The 15,403-nt window shown below is 65.4% G+C and carries 12 protein-coding genes; 4 read left to right on the forward strand and 8 right to left on the reverse strand.

What is annotated here, in order from left to right; translation table 11 throughout:
- Window positions 1–42: 42 nt before the first annotated feature.
- The gene (locus E1J61_RS11330; protein WP_133094119.1) at window positions 43–1,059 is read right to left on the reverse strand and encodes a class 1 fructose-bisphosphatase; all 1,017 of its coding nucleotides are present in this window, start codon (window positions 1,057–1,059) and stop codon (window positions 43–45) included.
- A 96-nt stretch (window positions 1,060–1,155) separates the two neighbouring features.
- Window positions 1,156–3,870, reverse strand: coding sequence for an aminopeptidase N (pepN, locus tag E1J61_RS11335; RefSeq protein ID WP_133094120.1), 2,715 nt, complete (start codon window positions 3,868–3,870; stop codon window positions 1,156–1,158).
- 253 nt (window positions 3,871–4,123) lie between these two features.
- Between pepN and E1J61_RS11340 the strand changes: the two genes are divergently transcribed.
- Window positions 4,124–4,792, forward strand: a complete 669-nt coding sequence (locus E1J61_RS11340) for a DUF4136 domain-containing protein (RefSeq protein WP_243736834.1) — start codon at window positions 4,124–4,126, stop codon at window positions 4,790–4,792.
- Window positions 4,793–5,099: 307 nt separating this feature from the next.
- Entirely contained in the window at window positions 5,100–7,421 is a 2,322-nt protein-coding gene (locus tag E1J61_RS11345) for an NADP-dependent malic enzyme (RefSeq protein ID WP_133094121.1), read from the forward strand.
- Between the two features lie 119 nt (window positions 7,422–7,540).
- Here the strand turns inward: E1J61_RS11345 and E1J61_RS11350 are convergent, their stop codons facing one another.
- The 6 genes from E1J61_RS11350 to E1J61_RS11375 all read right to left on the reverse strand — a co-directional run bounded on the left by E1J61_RS11350 (window position 7,541) and on the right by E1J61_RS11375 (window position 13,236).
- Window positions 7,541–7,786, reverse strand: coding sequence for a hypothetical protein (locus E1J61_RS11350; RefSeq protein ID WP_133094122.1), 246 nt, complete (start codon window positions 7,784–7,786; stop codon window positions 7,541–7,543).
- 239 nt (window positions 7,787–8,025) lie between these two features.
- Window positions 8,026–9,093 carry a porin gene (locus E1J61_RS11355; protein ID WP_133094123.1) on the reverse strand — a complete coding sequence of 356 codons (1,068 nt, stop codon included), beginning with the start codon at window positions 9,091–9,093 and terminating at the stop codon, window positions 8,026–8,028.
- 185 nt (window positions 9,094–9,278) lie between these two features.
- Window positions 9,279–9,797 (reverse strand): 2-oxo-4-hydroxy-4-carboxy-5-ureidoimidazoline decarboxylase, encoded by a 519-nt coding sequence (gene uraD / locus E1J61_RS11360; protein ID WP_133094124.1) that lies wholly within the window; start codon window positions 9,795–9,797, stop codon window positions 9,279–9,281.
- A 12-nt stretch (window positions 9,798–9,809) separates the two neighbouring features.
- Complete coding sequence (gene puuE, locus E1J61_RS11365) at window positions 9,810–10,754, reverse strand: allantoinase PuuE (protein ID WP_133094125.1); 945 nt, start codon at window positions 10,752–10,754, stop codon at window positions 9,810–9,812.
- A 111-nt stretch (window positions 10,755–10,865) separates the two neighbouring features.
- Window positions 10,866–12,272, reverse strand: a complete 1,407-nt coding sequence (locus E1J61_RS11370; protein ID WP_133094126.1) for a nucleobase:cation symporter-2 family protein — start codon at window positions 12,270–12,272, stop codon at window positions 10,866–10,868.
- A gap of 196 nt (window positions 12,273–12,468) precedes the next feature.
- Complete coding sequence (locus E1J61_RS11375) at window positions 12,469–13,236, reverse strand: GntR family transcriptional regulator (RefSeq protein WP_133094127.1); 768 nt, start codon at window positions 13,234–13,236, stop codon at window positions 12,469–12,471.
- Window positions 13,237–13,546: 310 nt separating this feature from the next.
- Here E1J61_RS11375 and uraH point away from each other — a divergent pair, with 310 nt between their 5' ends.
- A complete protein-coding gene (uraH, locus tag E1J61_RS11380) occupies window positions 13,547–13,900 on the forward strand; it encodes a hydroxyisourate hydrolase (RefSeq protein WP_133094128.1) in 354 nt (117 codons plus the stop codon).
- A gap of 31 nt (window positions 13,901–13,931) precedes the next feature.
- Window positions 13,932–15,137: a urate hydroxylase PuuD gene (locus tag E1J61_RS11385; protein WP_133094129.1), complete on the forward strand. Its 1,206-nt coding sequence runs from the start codon at window positions 13,932–13,934 to the stop codon at window positions 15,135–15,137.
- Window positions 15,138–15,403: the final 266 nt, after the last annotated feature.

Here is a 15,403-nt window from a genome sequence, read left to right on the forward strand (position 1 = left end):
GGGCGCCAGCTGGCGCCCCGTCTTGTTGCCGGGTGGCGAGGCTCAGGCCTTGCCTTCGGCTTCGTGATGGTAGCGGGTGACGCGTTCCACTTCGTTCTTCGAGCCCAGGATCACCGACACGCGCTGGTGCAGCTTTTCCGGCTGCACGTCCATGAGGCGGATCTGGCCGTTGGTGGCGGCACCGCCGGCCTGCTCGACCAGCATCGCCATCGGGTTGGCTTCATACATCAGGCGCAGCTTGCCGGCCTTTTCCGGCTCGCGCTTGTCCCACGGATACATGAACACGCCACCGCGGGTCAGGATGCGGTGCACGTCGGCGACCATCGAGGCGATCCAGCGCATGTTGAAGTTCTTGCCGCGCGGGCCTTCGTCGCCGGCCAGGCATTCGTCGATGTACTTGCGCACCGGCGGGGCCCAGTGGCGCATGTTCGACATGTTGATGGCGAATTCCTTGGTGTCTTCCGGAATCATCAGGTTGGACTGCGTCAGCACGAAGCTGCCGGCCTCGCGGTCCAGCGTGAACACGTGCACGCCGTTGCCGACGGTCAGCACCAGCGTAGTCTGCGGACCGTACACGGCGTAGCCGGCGGCGACCTGGTGGGTGCCCGGCTGCAGGAAGTCGGCCTCGGTCACGGTCTGGCCGGGCTTGGGCATGTGCAGCACCGAGAAGATGGTGCCGATCGACACGTTGACGTCGATGTTGGACGAGCCGTCGAGCGGATCGAACAGCAGCAGGTATTCGCCCTTCGGATAGCGGTTGGGAATCTCGTAGAACGATTCCATTTCCTCCGACGCCATCGCGGCGAGGTGGCCGCCCCACTCGTTGGCGTCGAGCAGCACTTCATTGGCGATCACGTCCAGCTTCTGCTGGGTTTCGCCCTGCACGTTGCCGGTGCCGGCCGAGCCGAGCACGCCGGCGAGCGCGCCCTTGTTGACGGCGTTGGAAATGGCCTTGCAGGCGCGCGCGACCACTTCGATCAGCAGCCGCAGTTCGGGCTGGATCGTGTTGTGCTTGCGCTGCTCCTCGACCAGGTAGCGGGTGAGGCTGATGCGAGTCATGGTTGGTTCTCCTTGGATGGCCGCAATTCTACATGCCCGGCCGGCCCTGGCCGGGCAAAGGGGGCGTTGCGGGGCCTCCCTGACATACTCCGTGGTTCAGGCGGCCAGCGCCTTGCCGACGATCTCCCGGACGTCGCGCGACAGCGTGGTGCTGGCGGCGACGCGCTCCAGTTCGGCGCGCATGCGGTCGCGCAGCGTCAGCTCGTATTTCTGCCAGCGGTCCATCACCCGCGCCAGCCGTGCGGCCACCTGCGGGTTGATGGCGTCGAGCGCCAGTACCTGGTCGGCCCAGAAGCGGTAGCCCGAGCCGTCCTCGGCATGGAACTGCGCCGGGTTGCCGGAGCAGAAGCTGAAAATCAGCGAGCGCGCGCGGTTGGGGTTGCGCAGGTTGAACGCCGGATGCTCCATCAGCCTGAGCACGGTGTCGATGGTGCGCTTGCCGGCGTGCGGACCGCCCGGCTGTTTCCCCACGCTGCCGCGCTGCATGCCCTGCAGCGAGAACCATTTGTCGATCACCAGCGGGTCGTCCTCGAAGCGCTCGTAGAAATCGGTGAGGGCATGCTCGCGCCCGGGCGCGAAGCTGTTGACCAGCGCCGACAGCGCGGTGAAGCGGTCGGTCATGTTGTCGGCGGCCTGGTACTGCTGGTCGGCCAGCGCGTGCATGTCGGCGTCGCCGCTGTCGGCCAAATAGCCGAGCGCCAGGTTGCGCAGCGCGCGCCTGGCGGCGGAGGCAGCATCCGGCGAGTAGGGGCCGGGCGTGGCGTTGGCCTCGTAGGCGGCCAGCCAGTCGGCCTTGAGCGCGCGGGCCAGGCCTTCGCGCATGAACTGGCGGGCGCGGTGGATGGCGGCCGGATCGGCCACGCCCATGCGCTCGGCCAGGTAGGCCTCGGCGGGCAGCACCAGCGCCTGCTCGCGGAAGGCGGGGTTGAGCGTGTCGTCGGTCAGCACCGCGCGCATGGCCTGCACCAGCGCCGGGTCGAGCCTGAGCTCGCGGCCGGCCTGCACGTCGGCGACCAGCTGCAGCAGCGCGCGCGTGGCCAGGCGCTGGCCGGCTTCCCAGCGGTTGAAGGCGTCGCTGTCGTGCGCCAGCAGGAAGGTCAGCTGCGCGTCGGTGTACTCGGCATCGACGATCACCGGTGCGGAGAAATTGCGCAGCAGCGAGGGCAGCGGCGCTTCGGTCCCGCGCGGGAGGTTGATGAAGCGGAAGGTCTGCTCGGCCTGCGTGAAGTCGAGCACGCGCGTGGTCGCGCCGGGCGCGCCTTCGCCCTCGAGCTGCAGCGGCAGGTCCTTGCCGTCGGCGCCGAGCAGGCCGAGCGCGAACGGGATGTGGAAGGGCTGCTTCTCGGGCGTGCCGGCGCGGGTCTCGATGCCGACCTTGGGGCAGCGCTGCGTCAGCGTCAGCGCCAGGCTGCCGTCGTCGGCGTTCCACGCGGTGCGCGCGGTCACCACCGGCGTGCCGGCCTGGCTGTACCACAGGCCGAACTGCGCCAGGTCACGGCCATTGGCATCGGCCATCGCCGCACGGAAGTCGTCGCAGGTGACGGCCTGGCCGTCGTGGCGCTGGAAGTACAGGTCCATGCCCTTGCGGAAGCCGTCGCGGCCCAGCAAGGTCTGGTACATGCGCACAACCTCGGCGCCTTTCTCGTACACCGTGACGGTGTAGAAGTTGTTGATCTCTTCGTAGCTGTCGGGGCGGACCGGGTGTGCCATCGGACCGGCGTCCTCGGGGAACTGCACCTGGCGCAGCACGCGCACGTCCTCGATGCGCTTGACCGCGCGGCCCGATTCCGAGCCCATCATGTCGGCGGAGAATTCCTGGTCGCGGAACACGGTCAGGCCTTCCTTCAGCGACAGCTGGAACCAGTCGCGGCAGGTCACGCGGTTGCCGGTCCAGTTGTGGAAGTATTCGTGGCCGACCACCGCCTCGATATTGGCGAAGTCCGTGTCGGTGGCGGTTTCCGCATTGGCCAGCACGTACTTGGTGTTGAAGATGTTCAGGCCCTTGTTCTCCATCGCGCCCATGTTGAAGTCGCCGACGGCGACGATCATGAAGCGGTCGAGATCGAGTTCCAGCCCGAAGCGCTGTTCATCCCAGCGGATCGAATGCACCAGCGAGTCCATCGCGTGGCGGGTCTTGTCCAGGTCGCGCGCCTCGACCCAGACCTGCAGCAGCTTGTCCTTGCCGGAGGCGGACTGGATCCGCTCCTCGATGCATTCCAGCTTGCCGGCCACCAGCGCGAACAGGTACGACGGCTTGCGGAACGGGTCTTCCCACACGGCTTCGTGGCGGCCGTCGGGCAGCTCCTGCTTGCTGACCAGGTTGCCGTTGGACAGCAGCACCGGGTAGGCGTCGCGACGGGCGCGCAGCGTGACGCGGAAGGTCGCCATCACGTCCGGGCGGTCAAGGAAGTAGGTGATGCGGCGGAAGCCCTCGGCCTCGCACTGGGTGAAGAAGTTGCCGTTGGACACGTACAGGCCCGACAGCGTGGTATTGGCCGCGGGCTGGCACGCGGTCGTGATCTCGAGCGAGCCTTGCGCGGGCAGCCCCGGAATGGTCAGCGTGCCGGCGTCCTGGGTGGCGTTGGCCACCGGCTTGCCGTCCAGGCTGACGCCGACCAGTTCGAGTTCGTCGCCGCACAGCACCAGCGGCGCGTCGGCGGCCCCGCCGGGCTGGCGCGCGAAACGCAGCGTGCTGGTGACGACGGTGCGCTGGGGATCGAGATCGAGCACCAGGTCGGCATGGTCGATGGCGAACGGGGGCGCGGTATAGTCCTTGCGATAGACGGTAACGGGCGTGTCGGTGCGCAGCATGGAGGGATCCTGTCTTCGGAAGACCGTTGGGGAGGGTGCCATGCGCGTGCGGGCGAAGCATGGCGCCGAAGTCCTCATTGTAGCCAAGGGGGTGGGAGTTCATTGTCAGCAGCCGCGCCCGGGCAAGCGGGAATTCCGCCGGCGCCGCGTGGTCTCAGCGACACGCAGGACGATTTTGAGAGTGGAAAGCGAGGTAGCTATGTGGCGGCGCTCAGGCGGTGTCGGCGATGAAAAAAGAAAAAATGCCTGCTCCATGGGAATCCCGGGCCTCTGGGCGCTGGCGCTACTGGCGCTGCTGCTGTCGGGCTGCGCCAGTACCGTGGTGACCGATGTCACCGCTTTCCGGCAGCCCGGCTGGCAGAACGATGCGCCGCGCACCTACAGCTTCGAGCGCACGCCGGAGCAGGCGGGCCAGCTGGACCGCCAGACCTACGAGCAATGGCTGGCCGAGGCGCTGTACGACGCCGGCTACGAACAGGTGCCGGAGAAGCAGGCGCGCTACCGCATCAGCATGGATTACGACGCCGCGCCCGGCATCGTGCGCGTGGCCGAGACGGTCTATCCCGATCCCTGGTATGGCCCGTGGGGGCCCTATTGGGGGCCCTATTGGGGGCCGTACTGGGGGCCCGGCTATTACCGCCCGTGGGGTCCATGGGGGCCGTGGGGCCCGTGGGGACCGGGCTACTGGCCGCCGCAGACGGTGGTGCGCGACGTGCCGGTGCTGTTCTCTAACCTGCGCGTCTATTTCAGGGACGCTGCCAGCGGCAAGCGGGTCTACCAGGTCACGGCGCAGAACCAGACCGAGAACGGCAGCCTGCCGGCGACGATGCCATACCTGATCCGCAGCGCCTTCGCGGACTTTCCGGGGGACAGCGGGCGGCCGCGGCGGGTCACGCTGGAAGTCGAAAAGCCGCAGAAATAGCGCAAAAACCGAGCTGCGTGCAATTGCGTGCAGAGGCATGCTTCTGCACGTTCATTGCATACCCATTGGTAAAAGCTGTTTAACTGGAACATTCCGACCAAAAAACGGCTTCCGGACTGGCTTTGGTGGCACTTTGCACGAAGCCGTGGGCTAGAATGACTGCTCGATTTTTCCGAGCCTTCGTGGTCGGGATCGTCAGTTTCGCTGCCAGATGTTTTTTCGCTTCCGGTCCTTCTCCCGATTGCGGCCGATACGAATCATGGCGGGAGAAGGGCGCTTCCGGCCGGGCCATTTTCCGGACGAGCCAATGAGCAGCCAGAACAGCGGTGATGCACCGCAACATGCCCCGAACAGTCCTGAAGCGCAACTGCGCCTCGCTGCACTGGAATACCACCGCAGTCCCACCAAGGGAAAGATCCAGGTAACGGCGACCAAGGCGCTGTCCAACCAGCGCGACCTGTCGCTGGCCTACTCGCCGGGCGTCGCGTACGCCTGCGAGGAAATCGCCAAGGATCCCGCTACCGCCGCCGAATACACCTCGCGCGCCAACCTGGTGGCCGTGGTGACCAACGGCACCGCCGTGCTGGGCCTGGGCGACATCGGCCCGCTGGCCGGCAAGCCGGTGATGGAGGGCAAGGGCTGCCTGTTCAAGAAGTTCGCCGGCATCGACGTGTTCGACATCGAGCTGGATGCACGCGACCCGGACAAGATCGTCGAGATCGTCGCCGCGCTGGAACCCACGCTTGGCGGCGTGAACCTGGAAGACATCAAGGCGCCGGAATGCTTCTATATCGAGCAGAAGCTGCGCGAGCGCATGAACATCCCCGTCTTCCATGATGACCAGCACGGCACGGCCATCATTTCGACGGCGGCGCTGCTCAATGGCCTGAAGGTGGTGGGCAAGGACGTCGGCACCGTGAAGATGGCGGTGTCGGGCGCCGGCGCCGCGGCGATCGCCTGCCTGGACACCATGGTCAGCCTTGGCGTGAAGCGCGAGAACATCTCCGTGGTGGACTCCAAGGGCGTGATCTACGTTGGCCGCGACGCCAACATGGAAGCCAACAAGGCCCGCTACGCGCAGGACACCTCGGCGCGCACGCTGGCTGACATCGTCAAGGGCGCGGACGTCTTCCTGGGCTGCTCGACCGCCGGCGTGCTGACCGGCGACATGGTCAAGACCATGGCCGACAAGCCCATCATCCTGGCGCTGGCCAACCCCGAGCCGGAAATCCGCCCGGAAGTGGCCAAGGCCGCGCGCCCGGACTGCATCATCGCGACCGGCCGTTCGGACTATCCGAACCAGGTCAACAACGTGCTGTGCTTCCCGTATATCTTCCGCGGCGCGCTCGATTGCGGCGCGACCAAGATCACGGAAGCGATGAAGCTGGCCTGCGTGAAGGCGATCGCCGATCTGGCCGAAGCCGAGCTGAACGAGGCCGTGGCCGCCGCCTACGGTGGCCGCGAGCTGAAGTTCGGCCCCGACTACATCATCCCGACGCCGTTCGACCAGCGCCTGATCGAGAAGATCGCGCCGGCGGTGGCCAAGGCCGCTGAAGAGTCCGGCGTGGCCACGCGTCCGATCCAGGATCTGGAAGCCTATCGCCAGCAGCTGTCGACCTACGTCTACCACACCGGCCTGATCATGAAGCCGGTGTTCTCGGCCGCCAAGGCCGCGCCCAAGCGCGTCGCCTATGCCGAGGGCGAGGAGGAGCGCGTGCTGCGCGCGGTGCAGGGCGTGGTCGACGAAGGGCTGGCACGCCCGACCCTGATCGGCCGTCCGCACGTGATCCAGATGCGCATCGAGAAGGCCGGCCTGCGCCTGAAGCCGGGCGTGGACTTCGATCTGGTCAACCCGGAAGAAGACCCGCGCTACCGCGCCTACCACGAGGCCTACCACGCGCTGCGCGGCCGCGACGGCGTCACGCCGGACATGGCCAAGGTGGCGCTGCGCCGCTCCAACACGCTGATCGGCACCATGCTGATGCACATGGGCGACGCCGACGCGCTGCTGTGCGGCACCGTCGGCCGCTTCGAGGCGCACCTGGAGCATGTGCGCGACGTGATCGGCCTGGCGCCGGGTGCCAGGGTGTTCGCCGCGATGAACGCGCTGATGCTTGAAAAGCATACGCTGTTCATCACCGACACCTTCGTCAACGACGATCCCACCGCCGAGGAACTGGCCGCGATCGCGCAGCTGGCCGCCGAGGAGATCAGGCGCTTCGGGCTGCATCCCAAGGCCGCGCTGATGTCGCACTCGATGTTCGGTTCTTCGACCCGCCCGTCGGCGCGCAAGATGCGCGAGGCTGCCGCGATCCTGGCCAAGGCGGCACCGCACCTGGAAGTGGAAGGCGAGATGCAAGGCGATGCCGCCCTGGACGAAGACGTGCGCCGCCACTTCCTGCCGTCGACCCAGCTGGCCGGCAGCGCCAACCTGCTGGTGATGCCGACGCTGGACGCCGCCAATATCGCGTTCAACCTGCTCAAGATCACGGGCGGGCAGGGCGTGACCGTGGGCCCGATCCTGCTGGGCGCGGCCAAGCCGGTGCACATCCTGAACCCGCAGGCGACCACGCGCCGCATCGTCAACATGACGGCGGTGGCGGTGGCGGAGTGCAATGCTATCCGCTGATGCGCTGAGAAGGTAGCTGCTGGCGTTGCGCCAGGATGAAAAAGCCGGGCCATCTGACCCGGCTTTTTGTTTATGCTGCCTTGCCGCACGACACGTGCGGCAGGCATTCGGTGCGGTGGCTACTGCAGCACGTTGTAATGCTCGCGCATGACCACGATGATGGACTTGGCCGCGGCCAGCTGGTTGTCGAGGTTTTCGACGTATTCCTGTCGAAAATCGACCTCGGCGCTCCAGTTGCATCCGGTATGGTCAGGCTGGTGCATTCGCACCGCGTGCAGCTCGCATTCGCCGCACTCGGGGTTGTTGTCGAGGCACTGGTTCAGGATGGCCATCAGTTCGGATCGCGTCTTCGCATTTCGCCGCATGAGTCACCTCTCTAGGATCGAGTTTTGAGGCCTGGAACACCAATCTAGGTAGCGCAAGAGGGCGCTTCCAATTGAATCCCCCTATGGAGCGAAGGTTTCCGATCCGAGTACAGGCTTGGCATCTAATGGCGCAGCGCAGCATTCCGTGAGGCTTTCCTGCCGGAAGTGATCGGTGCAGGTGCAATAAAAAGCCCGCCGGAAGGGCGGGCATCAGGACTGCCGGTGCGGCGATTACGCCATCAGAACTTGTGGCGCACGCCCACGCCGAAGGTATCGCCGTGCTCGATGCCGGTGATCTTGTCGTAGTAATAGGCGGCGTACACGTCGGTACGCTTGGACAGGTTGTAGTCGTAGGCGACCGCGAAGGTGTTGCGCTTGAAGTCGCCCAGCGAGTTGTCGACCTTGCCGTATGCGTAGGAGGCCAGCAGGCTGCCGGCGCCGATGGGTACGGAGGCACCAAACTGGCCGTCGATGTGCTTGGTGTCGCCCGACGGCGCGGTGGTGGCGCGGGTCTTGATGTACTGGCCCTGCGCGAACAGCTTGACTACGTTGAAGTCGTAGGACAGGCCGATCTGGGCGGCGTCCTGGCGCGACAGGCCGGCATTGGACAGGTCGGTCGGCACGTTGTCGAAGCGCACCTGCTGGTAGGCAACGGTGGCCGCGAACGGGCCGCTGAAGTACATCAGGTTGCCGCCCCACTTGTTCTTGCCGGCGGCGCCGGCTTGCTCGCCGAAGGCATAGATGAAGTTGGCGGTCAGGCCGCCGAAATTCGGCGTTGAGTACAGCACTGAGTTGTTCCAGCCCGAGTCGCCGATGACGCCCGGATCCACCACCGCGCCGCTGGTCGCGCCGAAGTAGGTGTGGAAGATCGTCGGCGAGAACACGTACGAGTCGATCAGCGGGTTGAACAGGATGGTCGACACGAAGTACGGCGTGGTGTTGCGGCCCAGCTTGATGGTGCCGGCCTTGTCGTTCTGCAGGCCGACAAAGGCGTTGCGGCTGAACATCGAGTCGCCGTTGAAGCGCCCGCTGTTGCCGCTGTCGGTACGGAAGAAGCCGTTCAGGTCGAAGATGGCCTTGGTGCCGCCACCCAGGTCCTCGGTGCCCTTGATACCCCAGTAAGACGTCTGCATCCCGCCCGAATTGGCGACCCATGCGCGCTCGCCCACACCCGGGCTCTTGACCGCACCGACGAACATGTCGGCCTGGCCGTACAGCGTCACGCTGGACTGGGCCATGGCCGTGCCGGAAAGAAGGGTAGCCGCTACCGCTGCCAGCTTCATTGCCGGCTTGTACTGCTTCTGCATGTTTAGACCTCCGTGGTTTCTGGATCCTGCTTGGAACGTTGTGTACTGGGTCCCTGTCGGGTTCTTTTAATGTCTTTGTGCTTTTATTCGTGCCGCCTGGCTTTGGCTCGGTGTGGTGTGGTGTTGCTTGGGGACCGGCGGCATCGGGTACAGCGTTTTTTGTTATACAGGTGACGCTTTTTTTCTCAGGCGGATACTAAGTCGTCAAGACGGAACTGCGCAATGCGATGGATCTGGTTGATGCAAGTTTGCAACTCGTCTTTCGGCGAGTTTTCTACGCGGCGCGCGAACTCCGCGATGATCCCGTGGCGGTCGTAGCCACGCACGGCGAGGATGAACGGAAAGCCGAACTTCTGGTTGTATGCGGCGTTGAGCGCCTGCAGGCGATCGAACTCTTCCGGCGTGCACAGGTTCAGGCCGGCGCCGCTTTGCTCGCGCGTGGACTCGGCAGTCAGCTCGCCGCGCACCGCGGCCTTGCCGGCAAGCTCGGGGTGGGCGCGCACCAGCTTCAGCTGCGCGGCCTCGCCGGCTTCATCCACGGCGCTGCGCAGCGCCTGCGCCAGCGCGGCGGCATCGGCAAAGGGGCGTTGCGTGGCGGCGGCCTCGGCGAACCACGGCGAATGTTCATAGATGCCGCCCAGCACCTGCACGAATTCCGCGACAGGCATGGTGTTGAGTTGGGCGAGGGTGTAGGTCTGGCTCATGCTGGATCCGGGTTACTTGGCGGGCGTGTAGGGGTGGGTCTCGGCCCAGTGGCGGGCGATGTCGACACGGCGGCAGATCCACACCTTGTCATGGCCCTGCACATAGTCGAGGAAGCGCTGCAGCGCGCGGAAGCGGCCGGGGCGGCCGAGCAGCCGGCAGTGCATGCCGATCGACAGCATCTTGGGGCTGTCCTGTCCTGCGGGATCGCCTTCCTCGTAGAGGACGTCGAACGAATCCTTCAGGTACTGGAAGAACTGCTCGCCGGTGTTGAAGCCCTGCGGCGTGGCAAAGCGCATGTCGTTCGAGTCCAGCGTGTACGGCACCACCAGGTGCGGCTTCCTCTCGCCGCCGGTGACTTCCACTTCGGTCCAGAAGGGCAGGTCATCGCCGTAGTAGTCGGAGTCGTACAGCAAGCCGCCGTGCTCGACTACAAGCCGGCGCGTGTTGGGGCTGTCGCGGCCGGTGTACCAGCCCAGCGGCAGCTCGCCGGTCAGCTCCTTGATGATCTGCATGCCGATGCGCATGTGCTCGCGCTCGGTGGCCTCGTCGATGTTCTGGTAGTGGATCCAGCGCCAGCCGTGGCAGGCGATCTCGTGGCCCAGCTCGACGAAGGCGCGCGTCAGTTCGGCATGGCGCTGCAGCGCCATCGACACGCCGAAGATGGTCAGCGGCAGGCCCCGCTTCTCGAACTCGCGCAGGATGCGCCAGACGCCCGCGCGCGAGCCGTATTCATAGATGCCCTCCATGCTCATGTGGCGGTCGGGGTAGGCCGCGGCGCCGACGATCTCGGAGAGGAACTGCTCGGAGGCGGCGTCGCCGTGCAGCACGCAGTTCTCGCCGCCTTCTTCGTAGTTGAGCACGAACTGCACGGCGATGCGCGCGCCGCCCGGCCAGCGGGCGTGCGGCGGCCGGGCGCCGTAACCGATGAGATCGCGTGGATAGTTCTCTGTTGTCATGGTCGTTGCTTGCTTCAGGGGGAACCGTCCGGGCCGCGGCGCCCGCAAGCGCCGTCGACTGTGCAATGAGCGTGCCAGTCACTGGCCCGGCGGCGTACTTCGATATAACCGCTACTCGGTGCCGTGCGAATTGGCGGCGGCGTTGCGCATCGCTTCCTCGCGCGACTGGATGCCGTTGTAGAACAGGTTCAGCGCCACGGCCACGATCGTGCCGAGCACGATGCCGCTATGGGTGAAGGGGCCGGTCCACTTGGGCAGGTACTGGAAGAACGTCGGTGCCAGCGTCGGGATCATGCCGAAGCCGATCGAGATGGCGACGATGAACAGGTTGTGGCGGTTGCGGTTGAAATCGCACGAGCCCAGGATGCGGATGCCGGTGGCGGCGACCATGCCGAACATCACGATGCCGGCGCCGCCCAGCACGAACTGCGGCACCGAGGCCACCACGTGGGCCATCTTGGGAAACAGGCCGAAGGCGATCAGGATGATGCCGCCGGCAGCCGCCACGTAGCGCGAGCGCACGCCGGTCACGGTGACCAGGCCCACGTTCTGCGAGAACGAGGTGTACGGGAAGGTGTTGAAGATGCCGCCGATCACGGTGCCCAGGCCATCGGCGCGCAGGCCGCGGGTCAGGTCGTCGTTGCTCAGCTTCTTGCCGGTGATGTCCGACAGCGCCAGGAACATGCCGGTCGATTCCACCAGCGTGATCAGCATGACGATGCACATCGACAGGATCGCGGTCACCTCGAAGGTCGGGATGCCGAAATGCAGCGGCGTGATGACGGCGACAAAGCTGGCTTCATCCAGGCCTTCGAACGACACCTTGCCCATGCCCATCGCCACCAGCGTGCCGATGATGATGCCCAGCAGCACCGCGCAGTTGGCGACCAGGCCGCGGCCGTACTTGGTCAGCAGCAGGATGGTCACCAGCGTCAGCCCGGCGATGCCGAGGTTGGTCAGGTCGCCGTAGGCGAGGTTGGGCACTTCCTTGGCCACGCCGTCGATCACCGCGCGCGTGGTGGGCTGGCCGCCGGCCGCCCAGTTGATGCCGACGCGCATCAGCGACACGCCGATCAGCGTGATCACCGTGCCGGTCACCACCGGCGGGAATAATCCGAGCATGCGCCCCATCATCGGCGAAATCAGGATGCCGAAGATCCCGGAGGCGATCACCGCGCCGTAGATGCCGAGCAGGCCGACGTTGGGATCGGTGCCGATGGCGATCATCGGCGCCACCGAGGCAAAGGTCACGCCCATCATCACCGGCAGGCGGATGCCGAATTTCCAGAAGCCGATGGCCTGGATCAGCGTCGCCAGGCCCGCGGCGAAGAGGTCCGCGTTGATCAGGAAGGCCAGCTGGTCCTTGGGCAGCTTGAGCGCGCCGCCGACGATCAGCGGTACGGCAACCGTGCCGGCGTACATCACCAGAACGTGCTGCAAACCAAGCGCGAGCAGGCGCCCTGAAGGCAAACGCTCGTTGGTGAGGTCCGTCGGGACCGTGGTGCTTGCGGAATTCATTGGTGCGTCTCCTCTCCTTTGGTTTGATGGGAACGCCACGCCCGCGCCAGTTCTGTGCCGGCAATGCGTGTTGCCGGCCTTGCTATCGTTGTTGTCGGCCTGCCGTTGCTGCGCTCTCGTTTGCACTGCCTGGACGCGGTGCGGACGGCGGGCGTTCGGCCTGCTTCTTGCGGGGGGGCGTGGCGGGAACACCGGGCTAGGTGGAGCGGCCTAGCACGCTGCGAAGATCGAAGCTGCCCGGCTCGTCCGGCTGCACGCGGTCGGCGCAGGCGCCGAGGTGGTGCGCCATGCGCGACTGGGCCAGCGCGGCATCGCCCTGTTCCAGTGCATCGAGGATTTCCTCGTGTTCGTCGAACGAGCAGGCGTTGTTGCCCGGGGCTTCCACGCTGGCGATCATCAGCGTGGTGCGCGACACCAGCCGGCGCATCATATTGACCAGCAGGGCGTTGCCCGACAGCTCCGCCAGCGCCGTGTGGAATTCGGCGGACAGGCGGATCCATTTGGGGCGGTCGTGCGTCAGGAAGGCCTGGCGCTCGCTGGCGACCATCTTGCGCAGCGGCGCGATCACGGCCTTCACGTCGGGCATGCCGGCGAGCTTTTCCAGCACCGCGCGCTCCAGCATCTGGCGCAGCTCGAACATGTCGTGCGCTTCGTCGGTGGAGGGGCTGGCGATAAAGGCGCCGCGGTTGGGCTCGAGGTCGACCATGCCGTCGGCGGCCAGGTGCGACAGCACCTTGCGCACGGTGTGGCGCGCGGTGGCATAGATCTCGCAAAGCGAATGCTCGGTGAGCTTGGTGCGCGGCGGCAGCCGGTGCTCCATGATCGCGTCGTAGATCTCGTGGTACATGCGCTCTTCGACCGAGCCCTTGCGCGCGGGCTTGTCCGGCCTGGTGGGCAGGGACCCGGCTGGGTCGGCATCGGAAACGCCGGTGACACCGGCAATCAGCTTCAGGCTCTTGGACATCTTGGCACCAGCGGTCATGCAATCAGGTCGGTCCGGACCCCCGTAATGCCCTGTATCAGGGTCCGGTGATCCGAAAATTGTTGACAATTATTTGGTTGGGGCGGCAATATTGTCAACAAAACCAACTCAGGTTTTCGACAACTCAGGGTAATCCCGGAGTTGTCAACCGGGTCGGGCAGGCGCATTGTCGCCACGCACCAACCCAGCGCCGGGATGCGTTACCAGACGTACCGAGCGGGCACCATCCCACAAATGGTGCTAGTGAAGGCAGCGGCGCCCCTCACAACCCAATCGCAAAAGGACAAATACGATGGGACGCTTGACCACCCATGTTCTTGACACCGCCGCCGGCACGCCCGGACAAGGGATGTCGATTACTCTCCATAAAATTGTCGACAATCGCCGCGAAACCCTGAAGACCGTGGTCACCAACCACGACGGCCGCTGCGACCAGCCGCTGCTGGAAGGCGCCGACCTTGCCGCCGGCGTGTACGAACTGGAATTCGCCGCGGGCGACTATTTCCGCGCACAGGGCACGAAGCTGCCCGACCCGGCTTTCCTGGACGTGGTGCCCCTGCGCTTCGGCATTGCCGACGTCAACGCGCACTACCACGTGCCGCTCCTGGTTTCGCCCTGGTCGTACTCGACCTACCGCGGCAGCTGACGCGGTGGCATAGGGAAACAGGAGACAAGACATGGAAGGCTATATCCTCGACTGGGCCAATATGCTGCTGCGGTGGGTGCACGTCATCACCGCCATTGCATGGATCGGCTCTTCGTTCTATTTCGTGTGGCTGGACAACAGCCTGACCAAGCCCACCGCGCCCGACCTGAAGGAAAAAGGCGTCGACGGCGAACTGTGGGCCGTGCACGGCGGCGGCTTCTACAACCCGCAGAAGTACCTGACCGCGCCCAAGCAGCTGCCGGAGAACCTGCACTGGTTCTACTGGGAGTCGTACTCGACCTGGATGAGCGGCTTCGCGCTGCTGGTGGTGCTGTACCTGTTCAACGCCAGCACGTTCCTGATCGACAAGAATGTGTTCGACATGTCGCCTGGCGCGGCGGTCGGCTTCGCGGTGTCGTACCTGCTGATCGGCTGGATCGTCTATGACAGCATCTGCCGCCTGTTCAACAAGAATGACCGACTGGTCGGCATCCTGGTGGCGATATACATCGCGGCGGCCGCTTACGTCGCATGCCACGTCTTCTCGGGCCGCGCGGCGTTCCTGCTGACCGGCGCGATGATCGCGACGATCATGAGCGCGAACGTGCTGGCATGGATCATCCCGGGCCAGCGCAAGGTGGTGGCAGCACTGAAGGCCGGCCAGCCGGTGGACCCGATCCACGGCAAGCGTGGCAAGCAGCGCAGCGTGCACAACACCTACTTCACGCTGCCGGTGCTGTTCGCGATGCTGTCGAACCACTACAGCATGACGTACGCGTCCAAGTACAACTGGGTGGTGCTGATCCTGATCATGCTGTCGGGCGTGCTGATCCGCCAGTTCTTCATCCTGAAGCACAAGGGCAAGATCAACGTGCTGTGGCCTGCTGCCGGCGTTGCCGCGCTGGGCGTTGTGGCCGTGATGATCGCGCCGCAGCCGCGCCCCGCCGTGGCCAAGGGTGGCGAGGCAGCCGCAGCGACCGTCAGCTTTGCCAAGGTGCAGGAAGTGATGAACGCACGCTGCGTGCAATGCCACGCCGAGCAGCCGAAGATGATGCCGACGGCGGCCAAGGGGATCAAGCTGGAGACGCCGGAAGACATCAAGGCCCACGCCCAGCTGATCTACCAGCAGGCCGTGCAGCAGAAGGCGATGCCGCTGGGCAATGTGACGCAGATTACCGACGACGAACGTGCGCTGCTGGGGCAGTGGTTCGAAGGCGGGGCGAAGACTACGAATTGATCGTGGTTTGAGTTGAAAAGCATTGGGGCTGGCTCTTGCCGAGCCGGCCCGCGAAATCCGAGCATCGGTGATCGACGGTCTGGAGGGCTGAGTTGTCGGCAGTCGTTAGTACCGGACCGGCGAGGGTTTGAACGGGGCCTTTGTGTCCCGTTTTTTTTTGCTTTCGCCGCGATGTGATCATGGGGTTGGGGCTGTGCACTGCTGGTGCAGTTGGTGACATGCTATCGGCTGTTGATGCGTTGCTGTCGCTGTTGGTGACATGCTGT

The organism is Cupriavidus sp. L7L, assembly GCF_004353535.1.
Taxonomy (GTDB): Bacteria; Pseudomonadota; Gammaproteobacteria; order Burkholderiales; family Burkholderiaceae; genus Cupriavidus; species Cupriavidus oxalaticus_A.

Coding starts and splice junctions, on each gene's coding strand:
- E1J61_RS11340 (WP_243736834.1), top strand. CDS start 4,124: ATGGGAATCCCGGGCCTCTGGGCGCTGGCGCTACTGGCGCTGCTGCTG.
- E1J61_RS11355 (WP_133094123.1), bottom strand. CDS start 9,093: ATGCAGAAGCAGTACAAGCCGGCAATGAAGCTGGCAGCGGTAGCGGCT.
- uraD (WP_133094124.1), bottom strand. CDS start 9,797: ATGAGCCAGACCTACACCCTCGCCCAACTCAACACCATGCCTGTCGCG.
- E1J61_RS11350 (WP_133094122.1), bottom strand. CDS start 7,786: ATGCGGCGAAATGCGAAGACGCGATCCGAACTGATGGCCATCCTGAAC.
- E1J61_RS11345 (WP_133094121.1), top strand. CDS start 5,100: ATGAGCAGCCAGAACAGCGGTGATGCACCGCAACATGCCCCGAACAGT.
- uraH (WP_133094128.1), top strand. CDS start 13,547: ATGGGACGCTTGACCACCCATGTTCTTGACACCGCCGCCGGCACGCCC.
- E1J61_RS11330 (WP_133094119.1), bottom strand. CDS start 1,059: ATGACTCGCATCAGCCTCACCCGCTACCTGGTCGAGGAGCAGCGCAAG.
- E1J61_RS11375 (WP_133094127.1), bottom strand. CDS start 13,236: ATGTCCAAGAGCCTGAAGCTGATTGCCGGTGTCACCGGCGTTTCCGAT.
- puuE (WP_133094125.1), bottom strand. CDS start 10,754: ATGACAACAGAGAACTATCCACGCGATCTCATCGGTTACGGCGCCCGG.
- E1J61_RS11370 (WP_133094126.1), bottom strand. CDS start 12,272: ATGAATTCCGCAAGCACCACGGTCCCGACGGACCTCACCAACGAGCGT.
- pepN (WP_133094120.1), bottom strand. CDS start 3,870: ATGCTGCGCACCGACACGCCCGTTACCGTCTATCGCAAGGACTATACC.
- E1J61_RS11385 (WP_133094129.1), top strand. CDS start 13,932: ATGGAAGGCTATATCCTCGACTGGGCCAATATGCTGCTGCGGTGGGTG.